Origin of the sequence: Bacillus sp. FSL R9-9834, assembly GCF_038006905.1 — a bacterium.
GTDB classification, from domain to species: Bacteria; Bacillota; Bacilli; order Bacillales; family Bacillaceae_G; genus Bacillus_A; species Bacillus_A pacificus.
In genome coordinates this window covers 4,345,931-4,372,219 of the sequence record NZ_JBBOWD010000001.1, presented here as the reverse complement: position 1 = coordinate 4,372,219, position 26,289 = coordinate 4,345,931, and the positions used below count along the sequence as shown (strand labels likewise).

Genomic DNA, 26,289 nt, shown 5'->3' with positions numbered 1-26,289 from the left:
GATAAACAAGGAGGAAGTAAGCCAAATGAGAAAGATTTCTGTATTACCCGCTTTTATTATAACGTTCGTATGTATGCTAGCTTTTCTTGTCATGCCATATGGGAAAGTTGCAGCACAACTAGCTGACGGTACTTACGATATTAACTATGTCATTCAAAAAGCGGAAAATGATTCAGCTTCAATGGCAAATGATTATTTTGAAAAACCAGCTAAGCTAGTTGTGAAAAATGGTGAGATGAGAGTGCAAATCCCGATGAATCATAGTGCTTGGATTACAGAATTTAAAGCACCTGAGAACGGGAATTTTGTTGATGCAAAAGTTGTTAGTAAAGATGAATCGACAGATAAAAGAACAGTAGAGTTTAAAATAGATGATTTATCTAAACCAGCAGCTGCAAAAATTCATGTTGTTGTACCAAACGTAAATTATGACCATAACTACACAATTCGCTTTGCATTTGATGCAAATGTAAAAGCGGTAGGTGGAGAAAATAAAGCAACAGCTGTAACAAAGAATAACGATCAAACAAAAACAGATACAAAAGTAAAAGAAGAAGTGAAAAAAGAAGAGAGTAAAGAAGCAAATAAAGAAGCGAACAAAGGAACAAATGAAAGTGGTAAAGCTGAAAAAACAGATAACCCAAAAACAGGCGATGAAGCACGTATTGGATTATTTGCAGCGTTAATCCTTATTTCAGGAGTTTTCTTCATTCGTAAAGTACGTCAAAACTAAATAAAGGAGCGGTATTCCATTGAATAGATATTTTAAAATTGTTGTTGCGATGTTTTTAATGATATTTACATTCGTATCAACATTACAACCTCTTGCAGTTCAAGCAGCAACTCAATTAGCTGACGGTGAATATTCAATCGGTTTTAAGGTTATTAAAGATACATCGGATGAAGTATCTAAAATGAATGACTATGTTATAAGTCCAGCTACTTTAAAAGTAAAAGATGGCAAACAAAAGGTCTCATTCACTTTAAAGAATAGTGAGTGGATTACGAAGTTTACAACAGAAAAAAATGGTCAGTTTGTTGATGTAAATGTAATTGGTGAGAATAAAGAGCAGAATACTAGAGTAGTGGAATTCGATATAGTCGATGTAGCAAACCTTTTAAATGGAAAAGTAAAAGTAGATATTGATGCGATGGATTACCATCATATTTTTGACGTTCGCATTAAATTTGATTCAAGTAGTATTACACTAATTAAGGCAGAAAAGCCAAATGAAAAAGAGGATCCAGCAAATAAGCCAGATCCAAATGAAAAACCGGATCCAAGTCAGAAGCCCGACCAAAAGCCTGACCCAGATCAACAACCAAATTCTAACACAATTGCAGATGGGGAGTACAGTATTCCATTTAAAGTGTTAAAAGATAAGACAGATGAAGAATCTAGAATGAATACTTACATGGTAAATCCAGGAGTATTAAAAGTAAAAAATGGTAAGAAAAAAGCGGTTGTAACACTAACAGACAACGTATCAATTAAAAATTTCCAAACGGAAAAAGATGGTTCATTTGTTGATGCAAAAATAGTAAGTGAAGATAAAGAGAAAAATACAAGAGTAGTAGAATTCGAAGTAGACAATTTATCTAAAAAGTTAAATGCAAAAATATTTATTGAAGTGGCATCAAGAAATTATAAACAAACGCATGAGGTACAGCTTTCATTTGACCAAGAAAAACTCAAGCCAATTAAGAATGAAGAAAAACAACCGGATGAAGATAAAAAGCCAGAAGCAGAAAAGCCGAATGTAGAAACAATTAAAGACGGTGAATACAGTATCAATTTCAAAGCTTTAAAAGATCAAACAGAAGAAATTTCAATGATGAACACGTATACAAAGAGTCCAGGCGTGTTAAAGGTGAAAAACGGTAAAAAATACGTATCATTCACATTAACGAATAGTGCATGGATTACAAAGTTTGAATTTGAGAAAAATGGTTCGTTTATTGATGCAAGTGTATTAAGTGAAGATAAAAAGGCTGATACACGCGTAGTGGAAGTAGAAGTAAACGACTTATCTAAAAAGTTAAATGCAAAAGTGAAAGTAGATATCGATTCAATGAATTACCATCATTTCTACAATATCCAATTTGCATTTGATAAAGATAGCATTCAGCCAGTAGAAAACCAAGGTGGAAACAACAACGAAGGTGGAAACGAAAACCAAGGTGGAAACGAAAACCAAGGTGGAAACAACAACGAAGGCGGAAACGAAAACCAAGGTGGAAACAACAACGAAGGCGGAAACGAAAACCAAGGTGGAAACAATAACGAAGGTGGAAACAACAACGAAGGCGGAAACGAAAACCAAGGCGGAAACAACAACGAAGGCGGAAACGAAAACCAAGGTGGAAACAATAACCAAGGCAATAACACAACCATTGATCCAAAAGCTCTTAAAGATGGTGAATATAGCATTGGTTTTAAAGTTTTAAAAGATCAAACAGAAGAAATTTCAATCATGAACACATATACAAAGAGTCCAGGTGTATTAAAAGTAAAAGATGGTAAGAAGTATGTATCGTTTACATTAACGAATAGTGCGTGGATTACAAAGTTTGAGTATGAAAAAAATGGTTCTTTCGTTGACGCGAAAGCGTTAAGTGAGAACAAAGAAAAAAACACAAAGGTAGTAGAAATAGAAGTAGATGATTTATCAAAAAAATTAAATGCAAAAGTAAAAGTAGATATTGATGCGATGAATTATCACCATTTCTACGATGTTCAATTTGTGTTTGATCAAAATAGTATTAAAGTTTCAGGTAACGAAGATGGAAACAACAACGAAGGTGGAAATGACAACCAGGGCGGAAACGAAAACCAAGGTGGAAATGACAACCAGGGCGGAAACAATAGCCAAGGTGGAAATGACAACCAAGGTGGAAACAATAACCAAGAAGGAGATAATAAGCCGAAAGTAATCGTTGATCCGAAAAATTTAGTAGATGGTCAATACGATATTCCATTTAAAGTGTTAAAAGACAAAACAAATGAACTTTCAAAGATGCATGACTATACTGTGCATCCAGCAAAATTAATCGTTAAAGATGGTAAAAAGTACATTGAGATGACGCTGAAAAATAGTGCGTGGATTACGAAATTCCAAACAGAAAACAATGGTCTATTTGCTGATGCGAAAATAGTGAGCGAAGATAAAAATGCAAATACGAGAGTAGTGCAATTTGAAGTAAGTGATTTATTTGCAAAATTAAATGCAAAAGTAAAAGTAGATATTAACGAAATGAACTACCATCATTTCTACGATGTACAAATCCAATTTGATACAAATAATATTGGTGCGTTAGGAACGATTAAAGAGGATCAAAAAAAAGATCCGAAGAATGATCCGAAAAATCCAGTAACTACACCGAAAGTAGATAATGTAAAAACAGTAGGAACTCCTGATTTTAACCGAAATGCAGATGGTAAAAAGAAAAACGAAGCTACAAATAATGATGCGAAAAAAGAGAAAAACTCAAAAACTGCAGATACAGCACAGCTTGGTTTATACATGGTGCTACTGCTTGGGTCACTCGCTTTACTAGTTCGTAAATATAGAGCTGGTAGATTGTAATTTTGGGAGTCTTGATGCGTTTTCGGGCGCATCAAGACTTGTTTCATATTGTTTGGAAAGGAGTGGTGATTAAGAGTGAAGAAAATTGCAAGTGTACTAATGGCTATCATTTTATTAGTGAGTATAGCTGGTTGCTCCCCACAAAAAAAAGAAACAGCGAAGCCGGCAAAGAGTGAAAATAAAGAGAGGGTTGTTGCAACGACCGTCGCTGTTACTGAAATTATGGATGCGTTAGAAGTAGATTTAGTTGGTGTGCCAACGAGTACGAAAGATTTACCAAAAAGATATAAAGGTTTAGCTGAAGTCGGGAATCCGATGAGCCCTGATATGGAAAAAGTAAAGTCGTTAAAGCCGTCAGAAGTATTATCCGTGACAACACTTGAATATGAATTAAAGCCGGTGTTTGACGGTGTAGGTATGAAAGCAAATTTTGTGGACTTAACTAGTTTAAAAAATATGCAAAATTCCATTAGTAATTTAGGTAAGCAATATGGACGCGAAAAGCAGGCTGAAGCAGTTGTAACGAAGTTAGATAAAAAGGTTGCTAGCATTCAAAAAGAAGTAAAAGGAAAGAAAGAACCGACAGTGCTTATTTTATTAGGTGTACCAGGGAGCTATTTAGTAGCAACTGAGCATTCCTATATTGGAGATTTGGTGAAACAATTAGGTGGTAAAAACATTATACAAGGTGAGAAAGTAGAGTATTTAGCCTCTAATACAGAGTATTTAAAGAAAGCTGATCCAGATATTATTTTACGAGCAGCACATGGTATGCCTGATGAAGTTGTAAAAATGTTTGATAAAGAATTTAAAACAAATGATATTTGGAAACACTTCGCTGCAGTTAAGAATAACCGTGTTTACGATTTAGAAGAGCGTTTATTTGGAACGACGGGAAATTTAGAGGCAATGGAAGCGTTAGATGAATTGAAGAAAATGATGTATCCGTGATGCATTTTCATATAAAGGAAGAGTGGAATGAATAAAAAAACTTGGAGTTTCTTCATTGTTACTGTATTACTTATTGTTATGACATCATTGTCAGCAATGAAAGGGAGTTTAGAAATAGGGATAGTAGACCTTGTACAAGGAATATTTACAGGGGCTAATGAAGATGTGGAAGTGATTAAAGATTTACGTTTCCCGCGTATTATTATTGCGCTGTTCACTGGGGCGGCTCTTGCAGTTTCAGGTGTGCTTTTTCAAGCTGTTATGAAAAATCCACTCGCTGATGCTGGAGTGATCGGTATATCTTCAGGAGCAAGTTTTATGACACTTGTTATTATTACGTTATTCCCGCAATTCTTTTTCTGGACACCAGTATTTGCCTTTTTAGGTGGTGCATTTGCATGTTATCTCGTTTATGCCTTTTCATGGAAGTCAGGGTTAAGTCCACTTCGCATTATTTTAGTTGGTATAGCTATTAATGCGATGTTCACTGGATTAAATGAATCATTCATTACGATTTGTGGATATTTCATAAAGAGTATTAAGCAAACGACGACTTCTAATATAACGATGAAGACGTGGGGTGATGTAGAAATAATGGTTACGTATGGAACAATTGGTCTTATTCTTGCTCTGTTTGTAGGAGCTTGGTGTAACTTATTATCACTACAAGATAAGACTGCGAAAAACTTAGGCTTGCACGTGACGAGAGTTCGTCTTATTATCTCTGCTATTGCAGTACTTTTAGCGGCAGTATCAACAGCGATTGCAGGTGTTATTGCTTTTGTAGGATTACTTGTTCCGCACATTTCGAGACAACTAGTTGGTTCAGACCATAAAGTGTTGATTCCATTTTCTGCACTTGCAGGAGCGTTATTAATTTTGACGGCGGATACGATTGGAAGGTTAATTGTGCCACCTAACGAAATTCCAGCGGCGACGATTATGGCAGTTATTGGTGGCCCATTCTTAATATTCTTGCTTAGAAAGAGTGATAAAGTTCATGGAAATTAAAAATGTAACCTTTTCATACGATAATGTAACAAATCGTTTAAAGTCTGTTAGTAGTGAAATAGAAATTGGGAAAATTACAACAATTATTGGTCCGAATGGTTGCGGGAAATCAACATTACTTGGTGTTATGTCTAGAAATCATGCTCCTAATAGTGGGGAAGTAATACTTGATGGAAAGGCGATTAGTGAGTATAAACCGAAAGAGTTTGCTAGAAAATTAGCTGTTGTCCATCAACAAAATGAGGCGCCAGCAGATATTACAGTGGAAAAACTAATAAGCTTTGGGCGTATGCCATATAAAAATGTTTTTTCTTCGCAAACTGATGAAGATAGAGAAGCAATTGAGCGTGCACTAACATGTACGAATTTGCAAAGTAAGCGTGAAAAGCCAATTCATGCTTTATCGGGCGGAGAGAGACAGCGAGTTTGGATTGCGATGACATTAGCTCAAAGTACACCAATGCTTTTCTTAGATGAACCGACAACATATTTAGATATTTATTATCAGCTAGAAATATTAGAGTTAGTGAAAGAATTAAATGAAGTGTATGGATTAACGATTGTGATGGTACTACATGATATTAATCAAGCCATTCGTTATAGTAATCATATTATCGTTATGAAAGATGGGGAAATTGTTACGAAAGGTAATCCTAATGAGGTAATAACAGAAGAAATGGTTAAAGCAATATATGGTGTAGATGTCGTTGTGAAACAAGACGAAGATACAGGGTTATACATGGTACCAATGGGAATTTAAAGGATGGGCATAATCCGTTTTGAGGTGATAATTTGAATAGTAAGAAAGAACGGAAAAAGAATTCTTTTTTTCAACGAATACTTACAATTGTATTTTTAGGAATCTTTTTCTATTCAATGTATGAATTGGGTGGGATTTTCATGGATTATTATGAAAATCGTAAAGTAATGGCTGAAGCGCAACATATTTATAAGAGAAGTCCAATGGAAGAAAAATCAGAAGATGGGGAAGTACGTAAACAGTTTCAAGCTCTCCAAAAAATTAATCCAGAAATAGTGGGATGGATTACGATGGATGATACACAAATCAATTATCCAATCGTTCAAGCGAAGGATAATGATTACTATTTATTTCGTAATTATAAAGGCGAGGATATGAGAGCGGGAAGTATTTTTATGGATTATCGTAATGATGTGAAATCTCAAAACCGAAATACTATTTTATATGGTCATCGTATGAAGGACGGTTCTATGTTTGGAAGTTTAAAAAAGATGTTGGATGAAGATTTCTTCATGTCCCATCGTAAATTGTATTACGATACATTATTTGAAGGATACGACGTTGAAGTTTTTTCAGTATATACGACAACGACGGACTTTTATTACATTGAAACGGATTTTGAAAGCGATGCAGCGTATACAGCGTTCTTAAAGCAAATTCAAGATAAATCCCTTTACAAAACGGATACGAAATTGACGGCTAATGATGAAATTATAACACTTTCTACATGTGACTATGCACTTGATCCAGAAGCAGGAAGATTAGTCGTACACGCGAAACTAGTAAAAAGACAGTAAATAAAAAGTATAGAATATGAGAAGTGGTAACGCTTCTCATATTCTATACTTTTAAAAAAACAGTTTTTACTGTGCTGCAGCCATTGGCATACGTACAACTTTCACATCATAGTAAGAGATTTTATTATCGAGAATATAATCTGGCATTCCGCCTTGATGTGAGTGAGCTGCTTTAAATGCTGGGCTCTTTGTCCAACCTTGGAAATCTTCTTTTGCATTCCAGCGCGTGCTAATTGTTACCTCATCATAATCAACTGTATTTTGCGTTAGAAGAACTTCTAATCCTAAAAATCCTGGCATTGTTTCGACTTGACCTACTTTATTAAAACGATCAATTAATTTATGTCCATTTCCCTTGGTGATTTTAGCTGTATTTGTAACAATAATCATGTTTATTCCTCCTATAAGTTGTAGCCTTTATTTTCGAGAACTCATATACATTAAATGATAATGAAAATCATTATCATTGTCAATGGTAAATATGAAATATATAAGTATTTTTTCTATTATGTTGGACAGTAAGATTTCCATTTCAAAATGTAGTAAATAGGTGGCGGTTAAGCGAGAGAATGAGTGAGTTGTACTAGCAAAGCAATAATATGGTATAGTGAAACGAGGCTGTTTTTTCAGTCTCGTTTTTCAAATGCTTCCTATAGAGAAAGCATGCAAATGGAAAGGAAGTTATTATATGCGATCAGAAGTAACTGTAAAAATAAAACCGAAATTTATAAAAGAAATTAAAAGTGGATATCCGCTTATTTTAAAAGATGCGATTCAAAATTTAAATGATGTTCAGGAAGAAGGAACAATCATTAAAGTGGTAGATGAGAAAAACCACTTTGTCGGAAAAGGTTATTATGGAAAACAAAATAAAGGATACGGCTGGATTTTAACGAGAAAAGAGAGTGAACAAATTAATCAATCTTTCTTTGAAAGTAAAATTAAATCTGCCTTACATAAACGAAAACAATTTTACAAATCAAGTGATACGACAGCATTCCGCGCCCTAAACGGTGAAGGTGATGGGCTTGGAGGCTTAATCATCGATTATTATGATGGTTATTATGTAGTTAGTTGGTATAGCGAAGGGATTTATACTTTCAGGGATGAGATTATAGCAGCTCTTCAAAAAGTAGCAAATTTTAAAGGTATTTATGAGAAGAAGCGTTTTGATACGAAAGGGAAATACATTGAAGGCGATGATTTCGTAGCAGGAGAGCGCGGTGAGTTCCCGCTTATCGTAAAAGAGAATGGTGTGAACTTTGCTGTTTATTTAAATGACGGAGCGATGGTTGGGGTATTTTTAGATCAGCGTAACGTACGAAAACAAATTCGTGATAAGTATGCGAAGGGAAGAACAGTGTTAAATATGTTCTCTTATACAGGTGCCTTTTCTGTATTTGCAGCGCTTGGTGGAGCGAGCAAAACGACGAGTGTCGACCTTGCAAATCGTAGTTTAAGTAAAACGATTGAGCAGTTTAGTGTAAATGAAGTTGATTATGAAGCGCAAGATATCATTGTAGAAGATGTATTTCTTTACTTCAAATATGCAGCGAAGAAAAAAATGAAATTTGATATGGTCGTACTTGACCCTCCAAGCTTTGCGCGTTCAAAAAAATATACATTTAGTGCAGCGAAAGATTATAAAAACTTATTAAAAGAAACAATTGCCATTACAGAAAATAACGGGATTATCGTTGCTTCAACAAATTGTAGCGCATTCGATATGAAAAAGTTTAAAGGCTTTATCGATACAGCATTTAAAGAAATGAATGGCAAATATAAAATATTAGAAGAACATTCTTTACCAGAAGATTTCCGTACAATCGATCAATTTAAAGAAGGAGACTATTTAAAAGTAGTTTTCATTGAGAAAATTAAAGGGTAATAAAGAAAAAGGAGCTCGAGTTTAGTTGAGCTCCTTTTCTTATTGAACGATATTTTGTACTCTGCCGACTTGCCCGTCCTGCAAGCGCACTTTAATGCCATGCGGATGAGAAGGGGAGTTCGTTAAAATATCTTTTACAATGCCACGTGTTAATTTGCCAGTTCGTTGATTTTGTTTTAATACAATATCAACTTCAAGGCCGGGTACGATATTAGAACGTTTTTGTCCGTTCATTTATACACCTGTACGTCTACGTTGGTTGTTTGTTTTCTTTGTTTGTTGGTTTTGTAGTTTTTTTGTTTCTTGGCTTTGGTTTTTTGTATTTTGACCATTACCGTTACCTTGCTTTTTCTTTGCAAGTTGTTCACGCATTAAATCAGCTAAGCTTACTTTTTTGTTTTCTGACATGATAAGTCTCCTTTATATAAAGTTAATTATGAACTATCGTAGTAAATTTCATCATATCATTGTTATGGAAGGAAGGGAAGTTGGTTTGAAAATTCATATAATTGTTTCCAGTCTGTAGTAGTTACGATACAATTAAAATGTTAATGTTTGTAAAAAAGGGGATAGATATATGTCACATCATATTTTATTAGTGGAAGATGATATTTCAATTCAAGAGATGGTGCAGAAGTATTTAATAAAAGAGGGCTTTCAAGTTACAATCGCGTCTGATGGAGAGGAAGGCGTGAACACATATTTACAAGGTTCATTTGATTTGATTATCCTCGACATTATGATGCCAAAGTTAGATGGCTTAGAGGTTGTACGAATTATTCGAGAAAAAAGTGCAGTACCGATTTTAATGATGTCGGCAAAAGATACAGATGTTGATAAAGCTGTTGGATTAGGACTAGGAGCAGATGATTACATTTGTAAGCCGTTTTCTATGATTGAATTGGCGGCGCGTGTAAAAGCGGGTATTCGGAGGTCTACGAAATATTCAGCTACAGAAACAACAGAAAAGATGATTCAAATTGGCGATTTAACAATCGATCCAATTAATTTTACTGTGGAAAAAAACGGGAAGCCTCTCAAACTTACTTTAAAAGAATTTGAGATTTTAAAACTGTTTGTAAAGAATCAAAATCGTGTATTTACGAAAGCGCAAATATATACGCTAATTTGGAACGAAGAGTATTACGGTGACGATAACGTTATTAATGTTCATATGAGAAGATTGCGTGAGAAAATCGAAAGTGATCCATCTAATCCAGAATACATTAAAACGTTATGGGGTATCGGTTATAAGCTGGACGTGATGTAATATGGTCAATTTGTTAATAGGTATTATTTTTATATTGTTATGTGTCATTTATCTACAATATAAAATGAGGAAAAATAATAGCAAAAATTTGCGATACACATATGAAAAATTAGAAAGTATTGTTAATGAAAAAACAGGCGAGAAGTTACTCGTTATGACAGATGATCTAGAATTGCAAAAGTTGTTAGTGGCAATTAATCAATTGTTAGATGCGAAACAGAAAACGAATGCAGATCATGCGAAAGTAGAAATTTCGATGAGAAAAATGCTTTCAAATATTTCACATGACTTGAAAACACCACTAACAGTTATTCTTGGATATACAGAAATGTTAAATAAGGATAAAACGATAAATGAAGAAGAACAACAAATATTACTTGAAAAGGTGCATGTGAAAACATTAGAAGTAATGGAACTGATTCATAAGTTTTTTGATTTAGCAAAACTAGAATCTGGTGACAAGGCAATCGAGATGACAAAAGTAAATATGAATGAAGTTTGCCGTGAGAAAATTTTATCTTTTTATGATTTAGTGACGACGAAAGGTTTTCATGTTCATATTAATATACCAGAAAAAAATATATATGCACTTGGAAATGTAGAAGTATTAGGTAGAGTATTGAATAATTTAATATCAAATGCAATTACATATGGAGATGATGGAAAGACGCTCGGTATGACGTTAAGAGATGATGAAACGAATGTGTATATAGATGTATGGGATACAGGAAAAGGAATTGATGAATCTCATATTGATAAAGTGTTTGAGCGTATGTACACACTTGAAGATTCCAGAAATAGATTGTACCAAGGAAGCGGTCTAGGTTTAACGATTACGAAAAGGCTTGTAGAAGCGATGGACGGAGAAATACATCTTTTTAGTAAGCCGTATGAAAAAACAATTTTTACAATTGTATTAACAAAGATGCAGTTTTAGCTTGTAGAGAAGTAGATTCTACAAGCTTTTTTTCAGCGTAAGGAATTTGTAAGGAACGGGTAAGAAAAAAGAGATTTCCGTTGTCTATTATAGAAGTATAAAGTAGTGCGAAAGGAGAAAACGACATGACATATATATTAAAAACGAATCAGTTAACGAAAGTGTTTAAGGGGAAAGAAGTTATTTCTAGCGTTAACATGCATGTGAAAAAAGGAGAGATATACGGTTTCTTAGGACCGAATGGTGCTGGTAAAACAACGATTATGAAAATGATCACAAATTTAATAAAACCGACGAGCGGTGATATTGAAATTTTCGGTGAGAAGTTAACGGATACATCTTATGAAGTATTAAAGCGCATGGGGACAATTATCGAATATCCAATCTTTTATGATAAATTAACGGCGAAAGAAAACTTAGAATTACATTGTGAATATATGGGCTATTACGATAAAAACGCAATTGACCATGCTTTACATTTAGTAAAATTGCAAGGGATCGATAATAAAAAAGTAAAAGATTTTTCATTAGGGATGAAGCAACGACTTGGTATTGCAAGGGCGATCATGACAAAGCCAGAATTACTCATTTTAGATGAGCCAATTAACGGTTTAGATCCAATTGGTATTAAAGAGTTACGAGACTTATTTAAAATGCTCTGCAAAGAATATGGCATTACGTTATTAGTTTCTAGTCATATTTTAGGTGAGATGGAACTAATGGCGGATACAATTGGTGTAATTCAAAATGGAAAACTAATAAAAGAAGTTTCAATGCAGAGTATTAACGGAAAACAAACAGAGTACATTGAAATTACTGTTCCTGATGTGAAGCGTGCAGCTTATATTTTAGAAGATAAACTCGGTATAAAAAATTACAAAATAATGAGTGGAAATATGATTCGCGTGTATGAATTGAAGGCGACGCAGCAGGCTATTTCAAAAGCACTTATTATGAACGATGTGGAAATAGAAAGTATGAATAAGAAACATAGTTCCTTAGAAGAGTATTTCTTAAATGTAATGGATGGAGAGGGCATTCATGCTTAATGGATTGTTAGTGAATCTAGTGAGTGGATTAATCGTAATGTTTATAAGTGCAATTTTATATTATAGAAAACCTGAGCGGAAATGGTTGTTAATTATAATAGTGATAGGAATGATGAGCGTAGTTACTGCTGGAATTAGAATGTTAGTAGCATAGAGATAGTTATGTCAGTAATGGAGGCTTGGTTTATATGTTTAAATTGATGAAACTTGAATGGAAGAAACATAAATTATCTAGTTATTTTAAAGGGGTAGCAATTTGTATTATAGCAATTTTTGCTGCGGTAAGTCTTATGGGGATGGGAGTGAAAGGTGAAGTAGACGCAGCCCTCACTGATTTCACAAAATATATGACTTTAGCAAACATTTTTATAAGAATGACATTTCTTATTTTTAGTGCAGTCATTTTATCGCGTTTAGTAATTGATGAATATAAGAACAAAACAATGCAACTATTGTTTATGTACCCATTACAAAGGAAATTGCTAATGAGGGCGAAATTAACAATTGTTTTTAGTTTTTGTTTTATTAGCATGATTATTGCTACGTTCACTATTAGTTTGCTCATATTTTTTATGAACCCAATGATGGGGTTAATTGAAACACCTATTACGATGGGTGAAATAATAGCTACTGTTCCAGCTACCTTTATAAGTGCATTTATGATATCTGGTATAAGCTTAATTCCTTTATTTTTTGGGATGAGAAAGAAATCTACACCGACAACAATTACTTCTGCAGTAATAATTGGGATGCTAATGAACAGTAACGTAGGTCCTGGAAGCGGTCAAGTAAGTATGTATGATTTTATATTTATCCCAATTGTACTCTGTTTATTAGGAATTTTTATTAGTTATTTATCGTATCGTAAAATCGACAAGATCGATGTAGCATAAAACAATAACGAACTGGGGTATGAATAGTGAAAAAAATAATAGTAATTGCAATATTATTCATTACAATTGCTAGTGCGTTTTTTTGTTTTAAAGTATTTCAGGGGAAAGATTTTAAGAAAGAAAAGTCTTTTGAGATAAATAATATAAAAGAAATAGAAGTGGACAATGAAAACTGGGATATTGAATTTAAAAGTACAGAAGCTAACAAAATAGTCATTTCGGCTCAAGGTAAACGTTTAGATAAAGAGGTAGATCCTGTCGAAATAGAACAGGCAGGGAATAAAGTTATAGTTAAGCAAAAACAAAAGGCGACCAGATTTTTTAATGGTTTCACGTTTAGGAAGAAAAATAGTATATGTATAGCTATTCCGAAGAAAGAAATAGATAAAATTGTATTAAATAATAAATCGGGTGATGTGAAAATAAGCGATATAGTAGTAAAAAGTATCGTGACAAAAAGCAAGTCTGGAGATGAAATGGTTGTAGGACTATCAGCTGAGAAAGGTGAATTCATATCGCAAAGTGGAGAGTTAGCTGTAAAAGATAGTTCAGTACAAGAATTAAATATAAAGTCTACGACTGGTGATAACTATATAACAAATGTAAGTAACTCAAATATGAACATCACTTCAACATCGGGAGAAGTATTACTGAAGGATATGAAAGAAGGAAAATCGTTATTTGTAGAAACAAAATCAGGAGATATTGGCGTACGGTATAAAGGTGTTCCGACTTCTTTAAAACTTACGGCTAAAAGTAATTCGTCTGACGTAATGGTGAATGTAAAAGGACTTAAGAAAGATAAAAATACAGAACATGTAAAAGCAGGAACCATTGGTGATGCGAAAAACGAAATGAAGATTTTAAGTAAAACAGGAGCGATTTATATCGATTAAATTTCAAATGAAAGGAGGACTATTATGCTACGTCTTATGAAGCTAGAAATGAAGAAGTTTAAGCTTGGATGGTATGTAAGGGGAGCGATTATTGCAAATATCGCTATACTGACATTACTGATCTTTACGAGCATCGTTTCTCAAATAGAAGGCGATCCAGAAATAAGAGATCCACAGATGGTTTTGTTAATGGCTAGTACATTAGTAAGAGCAACGTTTATTATTTTTGGTAGTGTGTTAATCGCAAGGTTAATAATTGGTGAATATAAAAACAAAACAATACTACTTATGTTTTCTTATCCAATTAACCGAAAGAAAATGATGGTTAGTAAGTTGATTATTACAGCAACATTAACATTTATAACAGTTATTTTATCTAATATTTTAGTAGTAGGAGTTTTCTTTTGGATAGATAGCTATTTTTCAATTCTTCCTCATTCATTCACAGTAGATCAATTGATGCAAGAAGGGATAAACCTTGTTCCTTTAGCCGTTGCAACTGCGGGAATAAGTTTAATCCCACTATATTTCGGAATGCGTAAACGTTCAGTGCCAACTACAATTGTTTCATCAATTATCGTTGTATCAATTGCAATTAATAACACCCCAATGTTTTCAACGGCAACTTTTCTTCCCCTTCAACTAGCATTGGCAGCAATTGGAGTTGCCATTGCATATTACGGAATTAAAAATATAGAGAAGGAAGATATAACTGTATGATAAGAATACGTAAAATAGTTTCACATGAAACAAGTTACAGAAAAAGACAAGATGTGTAAACACCTTGTCTTTTTCTGTAGTTACATTTTAGGAGCTTCCATTCCAGCTGTAGCCCATTCTTCTTTTGCAGGACCATATACGCCAGGAACTGTTAAGCCAGCCTGGCGCATTAAAACTGTCATTTGTCCGCGGTGGTGATTTTGATGATTAATGAGTGTCATTAAAAATATAGAATTTGGCATAGGGCGGCCAAAGAAGTCATTAATAGTAGTTAAGTCTTTATCCGTCCATTCGCTTTGAAGTGCTTCAACAAAAGCTGTATTCACTTTACGATATCCACCTGCAATTGTTTTTGCTGAAGTTGGTACGGGATAATCTTTCGTTTCTCCTTCAAACTTTAGCCCTGTGCCAGATAGTATAACAGGAATTGCCGTCACGATATGCCAAGCGACTCTTCCTAACGTCCAGTGCCCAGGAGCGATTTCTTGTGACAAAGATTCATCTGTTAGTACATCGAGCATTTTTTGAGTAGACTCAGTCTCGTATGTCCATGATTGCAAGAAGCCTTCAATTGTTTGGTACATAGTTATCCCTCCTAGTTATGTTCATAGGTTACATTCGTGAAAAAAAGATAGTTTCCTTTTGGCCTATAAGAACAAATAAAAAAGAAGACTCCTAACTAAACTGTACCCTATAGAATAGACACTTAAAAAAAGTCTATTCTATAGGGTATTTCTTGTATAATGAGAGAAAAATGAGAATCGGAGAAATTTCAAAATGACGAAAAAATTGCTTACAGAAAAGGAAATTCAAATATTATCAAAAAATCGATACGTAAAATCGGTAAGCCAAAAAGGAATTACCTATACCGATGAATTCAAGCGTATTTTTATTAAGGAAAATGAACAGGGTAAACCACCTCGTATTATTTTTGAAGAATGTGGTTTTGATATAGATATCATCGGTCTACAACGTATTGTGTCATCAGGAAATAGATGGCGTACGTCCTATAAGCAAAACGGTGTATGGGGCTTAAGAGACACACGTAAGGAAAACTCAGGAAGAAAGTCAGAAAGAGAACTTACATTAGAGGAGAAATATGCACGTTTGGAAGCGGAACGAAACTTATTAAAAGCTGAAAATGAACTGTTAAAAAAGATCAAATTTATGGAAGGGAGGATGGGAAAGAAATAACGTTACACGCTAGTCAAAAGTACCTATTAATTCGTTCTATCATTGAAAAATACCGCCTGAAAAATATGGTGAGATATTTGTGTCAGGTCGCAGGCGTTTCACGTTCTGGATACTATAATTATTTTTTAGCCATTTCTCAAAGTCGGCGAGAGAAAAGAATACATCAAGATGAAATAGTGAAAGAGATTATATTAAAGGCATTTCGATTTAAAAACCGAAAAAAGGGGGCTCGTCAGATCAAAATGACATTGGCGGGTCAATTTCAAGTTGTCTACAATTTGAAACGCATCCGTAGAATCATGAAAAAATATGGGATAATCTGTCCTATTCGTAGAGAAAATCCCTATAAAAAAATGTTGAAAGCGACGAAAGAACACTTCGTGGTACCCAATCGATTAAAACGCGAATTTAGGCAAGGTGTACCGGGAAAGGTACTTCTTACAGATATCACATACCTGTTTTATGGTAAGAATCAAAAAGGATATTTATCTACTATTCTAGACGGGTCTACGAATGAAGTTTTGGCGTATCATGTTTCAGAACGACTTACCTTAGATATCGCAACGACGACGCTGCACAAACTAAAGAAGAATAAGAAGGTACGATTAACGCAAGATGCCTATATTCATTCTGATCAAGGTGCTCATTACACAAGTCCTACCTATCAAAAATTAGTCAAAAAATTAAAGCTGGGACAATCTATGTCAAGGCGAGGAAACTGTTGGGATAATGCCCCACAAGAATCTTTTTTCGGGCACTTTAAAGATGAAGCACACATCAAAACTTGTACATCTTTCACACAGTTAAAACAAGAAATTAAAGACTATATGAAATACTATAATCAGCACAGATATCAGTGGAATTTAAAGAAGATGACTCCTGTCGAATACAGAAACCATCTTCTTGATGCCGCCTAACTTTTTTTAAAATGTCCTTTACAAAGGGTACAGATTAAACAAGAAGCCTCTTTTTTATTAACTTTCTTCCCACTCTCCCTCATCAACTATAAGAAATAAGGTGCTCCAAGTACGAGAACATCAAGTGGTTTTATTAAGAAAAAGAATTTCGTTTGAGTAAGAAGGCAAAAGTACAAGCAAAAGGGGTAAAAATCGCATGTAATAATTATTAGAATGTACGGAGTAAAGTTATTCTGGGGTATTTGATAGGTGTTTTTTTATTTGTTGCTTATACTTAAAAGATTGAATTTGAAGGAGGGGATCAACATGTCTTCATGGCGCAATAATATAAATGGGTATTGTGAGTGTAATAATCAAAATGGTGTACATGTTGATTCGTGTTGTTTTAGTTGCGATGGGACAGTGCCTAAGCTAGGTCCAACTGGTCCGACGGGAGCAACGGGTCCAACGGGAGCGACAGGTCCAACGGGAGCAACGGGTCCAACGGGAGCGACAGGTCCAACTGGGGCGACGGGTCCAACCGGAGTGACAGGAATAACGGGAGCAACAGGTCCAACGGGAGCAACAGGTCCAACCGGAGTGACAGGAATAACGGGAGCAACAGGTCCAACCGGAGTGACAGGAATAACGGGAGCAACGGGAGCAACGGGAGCAACGGGAGCGACAGGAATAACGGGAGCAACGGGAGCAACGGGAGCGACAGGAATAACGGGAGCAACAGGTCCAACCGGAGTGACGGGAGTAACGGGAGCAACAGGTCCAACGGGAGCAACAGGTCCAACGGGAGTGACAGGAATAACGGGAGCAACAGGTCCAACCGGAGTGACAGGTCCAACCGGAGTGACAGGTTCAACGGGAGCGACAGGTTCAACGGGAGTAACGGGAGCAACAGGTCCAATCGGAGTAACAGGTCCAACCGGAGTGACAGGTTCAACGGGAGTAACGGGAGCAACAGGAATAACGGGAGCAACAGGTCCGACCGGAGCGACAGGAATAACAGGAGCAACGGGTCCAACGGGAGCAACAGGTCCAACCGGAGCGACGGGAGTAACCGGAGCAACAGGAATAACGGGAGCAACAGGTTCAACGGGTCCAACCGGAGCGACGGGAGTAACCGGAGCAACAGGAATAACGGGAGCAACGGGTCCAACGGGAGCAACAGGTCCAACCGGAGCGACGGGTTCAACAGGTTCAACCGGCCCAACGGGAATAACAGGTACAAGTATCACGGCGACGTATGCATTTGCAAATAATACGTCGGGTTCAGCGATATCGGTACTTCTTGGTGGAACGAATGTCCCGCTTCCAAATAATCAAAACATCGGTCCAGGAATTACTGTTTCTGGTGGAAATACAGTATTTACGGTTGCAAATGCTGGGAATTATTATATTTCATATACGATTAATATAACGGCTTCATTATTAGTCAGTTCTCGTATTACAATTAATGGAGCACCACTTGCTGGAACGATCAATTCTCCTGCGTTAGCAACTACATCATTTAGCGCAACAATTATTACAACTCTTGCAGCAGGAGATGCTATTAGTTTGCAACTATTTGGTTTGTTAGCTGTTGCAACATTATCAACAACTACACCAGGAGCTGTGTTAACGATAATAAGATTAAGCTAAATAATAACTCTCTTACTTTTTTAGATTAGGAGAGTTTATACATATAATAAGAAGTTAATGAAGTAAAGCATAGTTATACAAAAGTCAGAATATTATGATTGTAACGTTATGGTGACTATAATATAATGAAAACAACCTCATGAATGAACATTCATTTATTTTTATGTATTTGAAGGGGGAATGAAGATGGAAAAACCATGGTTGAAAAATTATCCAGAGGAAATTCCAAGTACAATTTCTTATGATATTCAGCCGCTTCATAAATATGTAGAACAGATGGCTTCTCGCTACCCAGAAAAGAAAGCGCTTCACTTTTTGGGGAAGGATATTACATTTTCAGACTTTCATGATAAGGTGAAGAGATTTGCAAATTATCTTCAAAAGCTCGGTGTGGAAAAGGGTGATCGAGTTGCTATTATGTTGCCGAACTGTCCGCAAGCTGTAATTGGTTATTACGGTACATTACTTGCAGGAGGTATCGTAGTACAAACAAATCCACTATATACAGAAAGAGAATTAGAATATCAGCTTCATGACTCGGGAGCAAAAGTCATTCTTTGCCTCGATTTAGTATTTCCAAGAGTGACGAATGTTCAATCTGCTACAAAATTTGAGCATATTATCGTAACGCGTATTGCGGACTTTTTACCCTTCCCTAAAAATCTATTGTATCCATTTGTGCAGAAAAAACAGTCGAATTTAGTTGTGAAAGTATCAGAGAGTGAAACGATTCATCTTTGGAACTCAGTAGAAAAAGAAGTGAATACGGATGTTGAAGTGCCTTGTGATCCTGAAAATGATTTAGCTCTTTTACAGTACACAGGAGGAACAACTGGATTTCCGAAGGGTGTTATGTTAACGCATAAAAACCTCGTTTCTAACACTTTGATGGGAGTTCAATGGTTATATAATTGCAAAGAAGGAGAAGAAGTCGTTCTTGGGGTTCTTCCATTTTTCCACGTATACGGCATGACGGCTGTCATGAATTTAAGTATTATGCAAGGATACAAAATGGTTCTTATTCCAAAATTTGATATGAAAATGGTTTTTGAAGCGATTAAGAAGCATAAAGTGACATTATTTCCAGGGGCACCAACTATTTATATCGCTCTTTTAAATAGCCCGCTTTTAAAAGAATACGATATATCTTCTATTCGTGCTTGTATTAGTGGATCAGCACCACTGCCAGTAGAAGTACAGGAAAAGTTCGAAACAGTTACAGGGGGCAAACTAGTAGAGGGATATGGTTTAACAGAATCATCTCCAGTTACACATAGTAATTTTTTATGGGAAAAGCGAGTGCCAGGTAGCATTGGAGTTCCGTGGCCAGATACAGAAGCAATGATTATGTCGCTTGAAACTGGTGAGGCATTACCACCGGGAGAAATCGGTGAAATTGTAGTAAAAGGTCCTCAAATTATGAAAGGATATTGGAATAAGCCAGAAGAAACAGCAGCTGTACTGCAAGATGGATGGCTCCATACAGGCGATGTTGGCTATATGGATGAAGATGGCTTTTTCTATGTGAAAGATCGTAAGAAAGATATGATTGTTGCGAGTGGATTTAATGTGTATCCTCGTGAAGTAGAAGAAGTATTATATGAGCATGAAAAAGTGCAAGAAGTAGTGACGATTGGAGTTCCCGATCCATACCGAGGAGAGACAGTTAAAGCGTTTGTTGTGTTAAAAGAAGGTACAGAGTGTTCTGAGGAAGAATTAAATCAGTTTGCTCGTAAATATTTAGCGGCCTATAAAGTGCCGAAAGTATATGAGTTTAGAGGTGAACTGCCGAAAACGACAGTCGGAAAAATTTTACGCCGTGTCCTAATTGATGAAGAGAAAAGAAAGAATGAGGATGAGCAAACGGGCTAAGGCCCTTTCTTTTTGAAAAAATAGGATTGACACTTTTCTAAATAGTCAGTATTATAAGAATATGAATGACTATTCATTCAGTCATCTTCTTGAAGGGGACAGTAAAGTGAAGAAAAATAGACCGAAATACAATCAAATTATTGATGCGGCAGTCATTGTGATTGCGGAGAATGGGTACCATCAAGCGCAAGTTTCTAAAATAGCAAAGCAAGCTGGGGTAGCGGATGGCACGATTTATTTATATTTTAAAAATAAAGAAGATATATTAATATCCTTATTCCAAGAGAAGATGGGAGAATTTGTCGAAACAATTCGCCAAAAAACAGCAGGAATTGAAAGCGCTGTATCGAAGTTATTCATGTTGGTAGAAACGCACTTCTTGCTGTTGTCACAAAATGATCCTCTTGCTATCGTTACGCAATTAGAGCTAAGACAGTCCAATCAAGAATTACGCCTAAAAATAAATGAAGTATTAAAAGGCTACTTACAAGTTATGGATGAGATTTTAGAGACAGGTATAAAGCAAGGTGAATTTCGAGCGGATTTAAATGTTCGCGTGGCAAGACAAATGATCTTTGGAACAGTAGATGAAGTTGTGACCAATTGGGTAATGAGCGATCATAAGTATGATCTGGTCGCACTTTCAAAAACGGTACATGGGCTACTTATTGCAGCTTGTGGTTATCGTCAATAATGGGAGGGATCATGTTGAAATTCCTATCTGTAAGAGTTGAAGATCATATCGCGGTGGCTACGTTAAATCATGCGCCAGCTAACGCGATGTCTTCACAAGTTATGCATGACGTTACTGAATTAATTGATCAAGTGGAGAAGGATGATAACATTCGTGTTGTTGTTATTCACGGTGAAGGGCGTTTCTTCTCGGCGGGAGCAGATATTAAAGAATTTACATCTGTTACTGAAGCGAAGCAAGCGACTGAATTAGCGCAGCTTGGACAAGTTACGTTTGAGCGCGTTGAAAAATGTTCAAAACCAGTTATCGCGGCAATTCATGGAGCGGCACTTGGCGGCGGCCTTGAGTTTGCTATGTCTTGCCACATGCGCTTTGCAACTGAAAGTGCAAAACTTGGTTTACCTGAATTAACACTTGGATTAATTCCTGGATTTGCAGGTACACAGCGATTACCACGTTATGTTGGGAAAGCGAAAGCTTGTGAAATGATGTTAACAAGTACACCGATTACTGGTGCAGAAGCATTAAAATGGGGACTAGTTAACGGAGTTTTTGCTGAAGAAACATTTTTAGATGATACGCTTAAAGTTGCAAAACAGATTGCTGGAAAAAGCCCAGCGACGACTCGTGCTGTACTAGAGTTATTGCAAACGACGAAATCGTCTCATTATTATGAAGGTGTACAACGCGAAGCTCAAATCTTTGGTGAAGTATTTACGAGTGAAGATGGAAGAGAAGGTGTAGCAGCGTTTTTAGAAAAACGTAAGCCTTCATTTAGCGGCAGGTAGTTTAATTATTTTTTTAATATAAATTAACAGAAAATTAGAATTGATAGAATCTTTCTGAAAAACAAGGGGGTAAATGGAATGAACATCTACGTACTCATGAAACGAACATTTGATACAGAAGAAAAAATCGTAATTAAAAACGGTGCAATTTACGATGGCGAAGCGGAATTCATCATCAACCCTTACGATGAATATGCAATTGAAGAAGCAATTCAAGTAAGAGACGCACAAGGTGGAGAAGTTACTGTCGTAACAGTTGGTGGCGAAGATAGCGAGAAAGAACTTCGTACGGCGTTAGCGATGGGCTGCGATAAAGCGGTATTAATTAATATTGAAGATGATGTAGAAAATGGTGACCAGTTCACGACTGCAAAAGTGCTTGCTGAATATTTAAAAGATAAAGATGCAGATTTAATTTTAGGCGGAAACGTTGCAATTGATGGTGCATCTGGACAAGTTGGCCCGCGTGTAGCTGAAGCGTTAAATATTCCGTATGTAACGACAATTACAAAACTTGCAATTGACGGTAAAAACGTGAAGATTGAGCGTGATGTTGAAGGCGATACAGAAGTGATTGAAACTTCATTGCCAGTATTAGTAACAGCACAACAAGGTTTAAATGAACCACGTTATCCATCGCTTCCAGGTATTATGAAAGCGAAGAAAAAGCCACTAGAAGAATTAGAATTAGATGATTTAGATTTAGAAGAAGATGATGTGGAAGCAAAGACAAAAACAATTGAAATCTATTTGCCTCCTAAGAAAGATGCAGGAAAAGTGTTACAAGGCGAGCTGCAAGATCAAGTAAAAGAACTTGTATCGTTGCTCCATACAGAAGCGAAAGTAATCTAATAAAATACGAAATTATATATGCAGGAGGGAAAATCTATGGCTCGTAAAGTATTAGTAATGGGTGAAGTTCGTGATGGATCGCTACGTAACGTTTCATTTGAAGCGGTAGCAGCAGCAAAAACAATTGCAGAAGGCGGTGAAGTAGTAGGTCTTCTAGTTGGAGACAGCGTTGCCTCTTTTGCAAATGAGTTGATTCATTACGGTGCAGATCGCGTTGTGACAGTTGAAAATGATAAATTAAAATCATATACATCTGATGGGTATGCACAAGCATTTTTAGCTGTATATGCTGAAGAAAATCCAGAAGGTATTGTATTTGGACATACAGCACTTGGTAAAGATTTATCACCAAAATTAGCAGCGAAGCTTGAAGCTGGTCTAGTTTCTGACGTAACTGCTTTAGAAGTTGAAGGTGGAAATGTTATCTTTACTCGTCCAATTTACTCTGGTAAAGCGTTTGAGAAGAAGATTGTAACAGACGGCATGTTATTTGCGACAGTGCGTCCAAATAACATCGCAACGCTTGAAAAAGATGAGTCTCGCAGTGGTGACGTGTCTTCTATTACAGTAGATGTGAAAGACTTACGTACAATCATTCAAGATGTCGTCCGTAAGACGGCAGAGGGCGTTGATCTTTCTGAAGCAAAAGTTATTATCGCTGGCGGACGCGGTGTGAAGAGTGAAGAAGGATTCAAGCCATTAAAAGAGTTAGCTGACGTATTAGGCGGCGCTGTTGGAGCATCTCGTGGTGCTTGTGACGCTGAGTATTGCGATTACTCATTACAAATTGGTCAAACTGGTAAAGTTGTTACACCAGACCTGTACATTGCATGTGGTATTTCTGGTGCGATTCAGCATTTAGCTGGTATGTCTAACTCAAAAATAATCGTTGCGATCAATAAAGATCCAGAAGCAAGTATTTTCAAAGTAGCTGACTACGGTATTGTTGGCGATCTATTTGAAGTTGTACCTCTTTTAACAGAAGAGTTTAAAAAGTTAAAAGTACATTCATGATTTGAGTACCCTTGAGTTCCAAGTGAAGTACCCCTATATATAGAAAAAGGTGAGAGATCCCCTGTCTCTCATCTTTTTAGTATGTAATCCGTATTTTTATATAGTATAAAGGAACACTTTTTTGTTACAATACATAACGATACATATTATTCGCCACGTATATAAGTTAATGATATACTCTTGGTAGAATATACTTGAAGGAGGAAATAAAATGGCAATTGTAAACGCAAATGACCAAAGCTTCGCAGCTGAAACTAGCGAAGGTGTTGTATTATTAGATTTCTGGGCACCTTGGTGTGGACCTTGTAAAATGATCGCTCCTGTATTAGAGGAAATTGATGCAGAACTAGGCGAAAAAGTAAAAGTAGTAAAAGTAGACGTGGATGAAAATCAAGAAACTGCTCGTCAATTCGAAGTAATGAGCATTCCAGCTCTTTTCGTATTAAAAGACGGTAAAGTAGTTGATCAAGCGTTAGGTTACAAACCGAAAGAAGCGTTAGTGGAATTAGTTTCTAAACACTTCTAAAATAAAAGGGCTACCATTTGGTAGCTTTTTTTATTTTTCTTTTTTACACCTTTCCGTTACAATAAAAGAACGTATGTTGGGTGTTTTGGCATAGTATGTTTTCATGTGAAAATAAAAATGCTAAGCATGTAGAAATGGAGGGTAACGAGTGCACGAACATTTAAAAGAGAAATTGGCTATTTTACCAGATCAACCTGGTTGTTATTTAATGAAAGATAAGCAAGGAACGGTTATATATGTCGGAAAGGCAAAGGTGCTTAAAAATCGTGTGCGCTCGTACTTTACTGGTTCGCATGACGGGAAAACACTTCGGCTAGTAGGAGAAATTGTAGATTTTGAATATATTGTAACCTCCTCAAATCTAGAGGCTCTCATTTTAGAGTTGAACTTAATAAAAAAGCATGATCCAAAATATAACATTCAATTAAAAGATGATAAAACATATCCTTTTATTAAAATTACAGCTGAGAAACAACCACGATTACTTATTACGAGAAATGTAAAAAAGGATAAGGGAAAGTATTTTGGCCCTTATCCGAATGCACAATCAGCTCATGAAACGAAAAAACTGCTAGATCGTATGTATCCGCTTCGTAAGTGCTCAAATATGCCCGATAAAGTTTGTTTATATTATCATATGGGTCAATGTTTAGCGCCTTGTGTGAAAGAAGTGACGGAAGAACAAAACAAAGAAATTGTAGATGAAATTATTAAGTTTTTAAATGGTGGGCATAAAGAAGTTCGTTCAGAATTAGAAACAAAAATGTATGAAGCTTCAGAGAAACTAGAGTTTGAACGTGCAAAAGAGTTACGTGATCAAATCGCTCATATCGATGCGATTATGGAAAAACAAAAGATGATTATGAGTGATTTAGTGGATCGTGATGTGTTTGGGTATGCAGTTGATAAAGGGTGGATGTGTGTTCAAGTTTTCTTCGTTCGAAAAGGAAAGCTAATCGAACGTGATGTTTCTATGTTTCCAATCTACGACGAACCAGAAGAGGGATTCTTAACGTTTATCGGTCAATTTTATGAAAACAGCAGTCATTTTAAGCCGAAGGAAATCGTCGTTCCAGGAAGTATCGATTCAGAATTAGTAGAACGCTTTTTAGAAGTGGAAGCGACACAGCCGAAACGCGGTAAGAAAAAAGATCTTGTAGAACTGGCAAATAAAAATGCGAAGATTGCTCTTGAAGAGAAATTCTATTTAATTGAGCGCGATGAAGAGCGAACGATTAAAGCTGTAGAGAATTTAGGGAAGCAGCTCGGAATTGAAACGCCTCATCGTATTGAAGCGTTTGATAACTCAAATATTCAAGGCACAAATCCTGTTTCTGCAATGATTGCTTTTATTGATGGGAAACCAGCTAAGAAAGAATACAGGAAATATAAAATTAAAACGGTTCAAGGGCCAGATGATTATGAGTCTATGAGAGAAGTTGTGAGACGCCGTTATACAAGGGCACTGAAAGAGAACTTACCTTTACCAGATTTAATCATTATTGATGGCGGAAAAGGCCATCTGGCGGCTGCAAGTGATATTCTAGAAAATGAGCTCGGTTTATATATTCCGATGGCAGGTCTTGTGAAAGATGACAAACATAAAACATCCCATTTAATTATTGGGGATCCACCTGAACCTGTGATGCTTGAGAGAAATAGCCAAGAATTTTATTTATTGCAGCGCATTCAAGATGAGGTGCATCGATTTGCAATTACATTCCATCGTCAATTACATGGGAAATCTGTCATTCAATCGGCACTCGATGATATTCCTGGAATTGGAGATAAACGAAAAAAGATATTGTTAAAACATTTCGGATCGCTAAAAAAGATGAAAGAGGCTTCTGTAACAGAATTTGTCGAAGCGGGTATGCCGAAAAATGTCGCAGAGACGATTTATACTTATTTAGCGGATAAGAAGACGTTGTAGTTTACAACGTCTTCTATTTTTTGGTATAATTTCTGAAGATTTAAAATAAATTCAAATGAATGAAAATGCAAAAAGTCAACTAAACTGATATGTCTAGTTGACTGCGGG

27 protein-coding genes are annotated in these 26,289 nt (G+C 35.9%); 23 read left to right on the top strand and 4 right to left on the bottom strand.

The genetic code is table 11. The features are described 5' to 3' along the window. The first annotated feature begins 25 nt into the window (after positions 1 to 25). From isdC to srtB, 6 genes are all read left to right on the top strand, one after another. Entirely contained in the window at positions 26 to 733 is a 708-nt protein-coding gene (gene isdC / locus MKY00_RS22880; RefSeq protein ID WP_016718629.1) for a heme uptake protein IsdC, read from the top strand. Positions 734 to 752: 19 nt separating this feature from the next. Further along, positions 753 to 3,587, top strand: coding sequence for an NEAT domain-containing protein (locus MKY00_RS22875; RefSeq protein WP_341035261.1), 2,835 nt, complete (start codon positions 753 to 755; stop codon positions 3,585 to 3,587). Positions 3,588 to 3,662: 75 nt separating this feature from the next. Then, positions 3,663 to 4,538, top strand: coding sequence for a heme ABC transporter substrate-binding protein IsdE (isdE, locus tag MKY00_RS22870; RefSeq protein WP_016718628.1), 876 nt, complete (start codon positions 3,663 to 3,665; stop codon positions 4,536 to 4,538). A gap of 27 nt (positions 4,539 to 4,565) precedes the next feature. After that, on the top strand, positions 4,566 to 5,549 hold the full coding sequence (locus MKY00_RS22865) for a FecCD family ABC transporter permease (protein WP_001036817.1): 984 nt from the start codon (positions 4,566 to 4,568) through the stop codon (positions 5,547 to 5,549). Next, complete coding sequence (locus tag MKY00_RS22860; protein WP_016718627.1) at positions 5,539 to 6,309, top strand: ABC transporter ATP-binding protein; 771 nt, start codon at positions 5,539 to 5,541, stop codon at positions 6,307 to 6,309. The genes MKY00_RS22865 and MKY00_RS22860 overlap by 11 nt, the downstream gene beginning before the upstream one ends. A gap of 32 nt (positions 6,310 to 6,341) precedes the next feature. Further along, a complete protein-coding gene (srtB, locus tag MKY00_RS22855; protein ID WP_001086113.1) occupies positions 6,342 to 7,106 on the top strand; it encodes a class B sortase in 765 nt (254 codons plus the stop codon). Positions 7,107 to 7,172: 66 nt separating this feature from the next. Here srtB and isdG read toward each other — a convergent pair whose 3' ends face one another. Continuing rightward, the gene (gene isdG, locus MKY00_RS22850) at positions 7,173 to 7,496 is read right to left on the bottom strand and encodes a heme oxygenase (protein WP_000587815.1); all 324 of its coding nucleotides are present in this window, start codon (positions 7,494 to 7,496) and stop codon (positions 7,173 to 7,175) included. Positions 7,497 to 7,794: 298 nt separating this feature from the next. Here isdG and MKY00_RS22845 point away from each other — a divergent pair, with 298 nt between their 5' ends. Then, positions 7,795 to 8,994, top strand: coding sequence for a class I SAM-dependent rRNA methyltransferase (locus tag MKY00_RS22845; RefSeq protein ID WP_001255958.1), 1,200 nt, complete (start codon positions 7,795 to 7,797; stop codon positions 8,992 to 8,994). A gap of 39 nt (positions 8,995 to 9,033) precedes the next feature. Here MKY00_RS22845 and MKY00_RS22840 read toward each other — a convergent pair whose 3' ends face one another. Beyond that, positions 9,034 to 9,228 carry a YwbE family protein gene (locus tag MKY00_RS22840; RefSeq protein ID WP_001014318.1) on the bottom strand — a complete coding sequence of 65 codons (195 nt, stop codon included), beginning with the start codon at positions 9,226 to 9,228 and terminating at the stop codon, positions 9,034 to 9,036. Continuing rightward, the gene (locus tag MKY00_RS22835; protein ID WP_001293581.1) at positions 9,229 to 9,402 is read right to left on the bottom strand and encodes a hypothetical protein; all 174 of its coding nucleotides are present in this window, start codon (positions 9,400 to 9,402) and stop codon (positions 9,229 to 9,231) included. Positions 9,403 to 9,571: 169 nt separating this feature from the next. Here MKY00_RS22835 and MKY00_RS22830 point away from each other — a divergent pair, with 169 nt between their 5' ends. The 7 genes from MKY00_RS22830 (at position 9,572) to MKY00_RS22800 (ending at position 14,759) form a co-directional block, all read left to right on the top strand. Further along, the gene (locus MKY00_RS22830; RefSeq protein WP_000018053.1) at positions 9,572 to 10,264 is read left to right on the top strand and encodes a response regulator transcription factor; all 693 of its coding nucleotides are present in this window, start codon (positions 9,572 to 9,574) and stop codon (positions 10,262 to 10,264) included. 1 nt (position 10,265) lies between these two features. After that, on the top strand, positions 10,266 to 11,201 hold the full coding sequence (locus tag MKY00_RS22825; RefSeq protein WP_014893492.1) for a HAMP domain-containing histidine kinase: 936 nt from the start codon (positions 10,266 to 10,268) through the stop codon (positions 11,199 to 11,201). Between the two features lie 125 nt (positions 11,202 to 11,326). Then, entirely contained in the window at positions 11,327 to 12,250 is a 924-nt protein-coding gene (locus MKY00_RS22820; RefSeq protein WP_016718626.1) for an ABC transporter ATP-binding protein, read from the top strand. Continuing rightward, positions 12,243 to 12,404 carry a hypothetical protein gene (locus MKY00_RS22815; RefSeq protein ID WP_000931764.1) on the top strand — a complete coding sequence of 54 codons (162 nt, stop codon included), beginning with the start codon at positions 12,243 to 12,245 and terminating at the stop codon, positions 12,402 to 12,404. Before MKY00_RS22820 ends, MKY00_RS22815 begins: the two co-directional genes overlap by 8 nt. A 34-nt stretch (positions 12,405 to 12,438) precedes the next feature. Further along, complete coding sequence (locus MKY00_RS22810) at positions 12,439 to 13,143, top strand: ABC transporter permease (RefSeq protein ID WP_000475537.1); 705 nt, start codon at positions 12,439 to 12,441, stop codon at positions 13,141 to 13,143. A gap of 26 nt (positions 13,144 to 13,169) precedes the next feature. Further along, on the top strand, positions 13,170 to 14,039 hold the full coding sequence (locus MKY00_RS22805; protein ID WP_000720985.1) for a DUF4097 family beta strand repeat-containing protein: 870 nt from the start codon (positions 13,170 to 13,172) through the stop codon (positions 14,037 to 14,039). Positions 14,040 to 14,063: 24 nt separating this feature from the next. Further along, on the top strand, positions 14,064 to 14,759 hold the full coding sequence (locus MKY00_RS22800) for an ABC transporter permease (protein WP_016718625.1): 696 nt from the start codon (positions 14,064 to 14,066) through the stop codon (positions 14,757 to 14,759). 80 nt (positions 14,760 to 14,839) lie between these two features. Here the strand turns inward: MKY00_RS22800 and MKY00_RS22795 are convergent, their stop codons facing one another. Next, complete coding sequence (locus MKY00_RS22795) at positions 14,840 to 15,343, bottom strand: DinB family protein (RefSeq protein WP_014893493.1); 504 nt, start codon at positions 15,341 to 15,343, stop codon at positions 14,840 to 14,842. 193 nt (positions 15,344 to 15,536) lie between these two features. Between MKY00_RS22795 and MKY00_RS22790 the strand changes: the two genes are divergently transcribed. The 9 genes from MKY00_RS22790 (at position 15,537) to uvrC (ending at position 26,181) form a co-directional block, all read left to right on the top strand. After that, positions 15,537 to 16,870 (top strand): IS3 family transposase gene (locus MKY00_RS22790; RefSeq protein WP_085966774.1). Its coding sequence is split into 2 segments (ribosomal slippage): positions 15,537 to 15,924 and positions 15,924 to 16,870, totalling 1,335 coding nucleotides; the frame shifts between segments, so codons are not numbered across the junction. 306 nt (positions 16,871 to 17,176) lie between these two features. Continuing rightward, a complete protein-coding gene (locus MKY00_RS22785) occupies positions 17,177 to 18,502 on the top strand; it encodes a BclA C-terminal domain-containing protein (RefSeq protein WP_229147265.1) in 1,326 nt (441 codons plus the stop codon). A gap of 186 nt (positions 18,503 to 18,688) precedes the next feature. Continuing rightward, on the top strand, positions 18,689 to 20,374 hold the full coding sequence (locus MKY00_RS22780; RefSeq protein WP_062822087.1) for a long-chain-fatty-acid--CoA ligase: 1,686 nt from the start codon (positions 18,689 to 18,691) through the stop codon (positions 20,372 to 20,374). 106 nt (positions 20,375 to 20,480) lie between these two features. After that, complete coding sequence (locus tag MKY00_RS22775; protein ID WP_000742224.1) at positions 20,481 to 21,068, top strand: TetR/AcrR family transcriptional regulator; 588 nt, start codon at positions 20,481 to 20,483, stop codon at positions 21,066 to 21,068. A gap of 11 nt (positions 21,069 to 21,079) precedes the next feature. Then, positions 21,080 to 21,856 (top strand): enoyl-CoA hydratase, encoded by a 777-nt coding sequence (locus MKY00_RS22770; RefSeq protein ID WP_000911295.1) that lies wholly within the window; start codon positions 21,080 to 21,082, stop codon positions 21,854 to 21,856. Between the two features lie 78 nt (positions 21,857 to 21,934). After that, positions 21,935 to 22,708 (top strand): electron transfer flavoprotein subunit beta, encoded by a 774-nt coding sequence (gene etfB / locus MKY00_RS22765; protein WP_001029026.1) that lies wholly within the window; start codon positions 21,935 to 21,937, stop codon positions 22,706 to 22,708. A 36-nt stretch (positions 22,709 to 22,744) separates the two neighbouring features. After that, positions 22,745 to 23,722: an electron transfer flavoprotein subunit alpha gene (gene etfA / locus MKY00_RS22760; protein ID WP_016718622.1), complete on the top strand. Its 978-nt coding sequence runs from the start codon at positions 22,745 to 22,747 to the stop codon at positions 23,720 to 23,722. A 211-nt stretch (positions 23,723 to 23,933) separates the two neighbouring features. Continuing rightward, positions 23,934 to 24,248, top strand: coding sequence for a thioredoxin (trxA, locus tag MKY00_RS22755; RefSeq protein WP_001018943.1), 315 nt, complete (start codon positions 23,934 to 23,936; stop codon positions 24,246 to 24,248). A 148-nt stretch (positions 24,249 to 24,396) separates the two neighbouring features. Continuing rightward, positions 24,397 to 26,181 carry an excinuclease ABC subunit C gene (gene uvrC, locus MKY00_RS22750; RefSeq protein ID WP_016718621.1) on the top strand — a complete coding sequence of 595 codons (1,785 nt, stop codon included), beginning with the start codon at positions 24,397 to 24,399 and terminating at the stop codon, positions 26,179 to 26,181. The last annotated feature ends 108 nt before the right edge of the window (positions 26,182 to 26,289 follow it).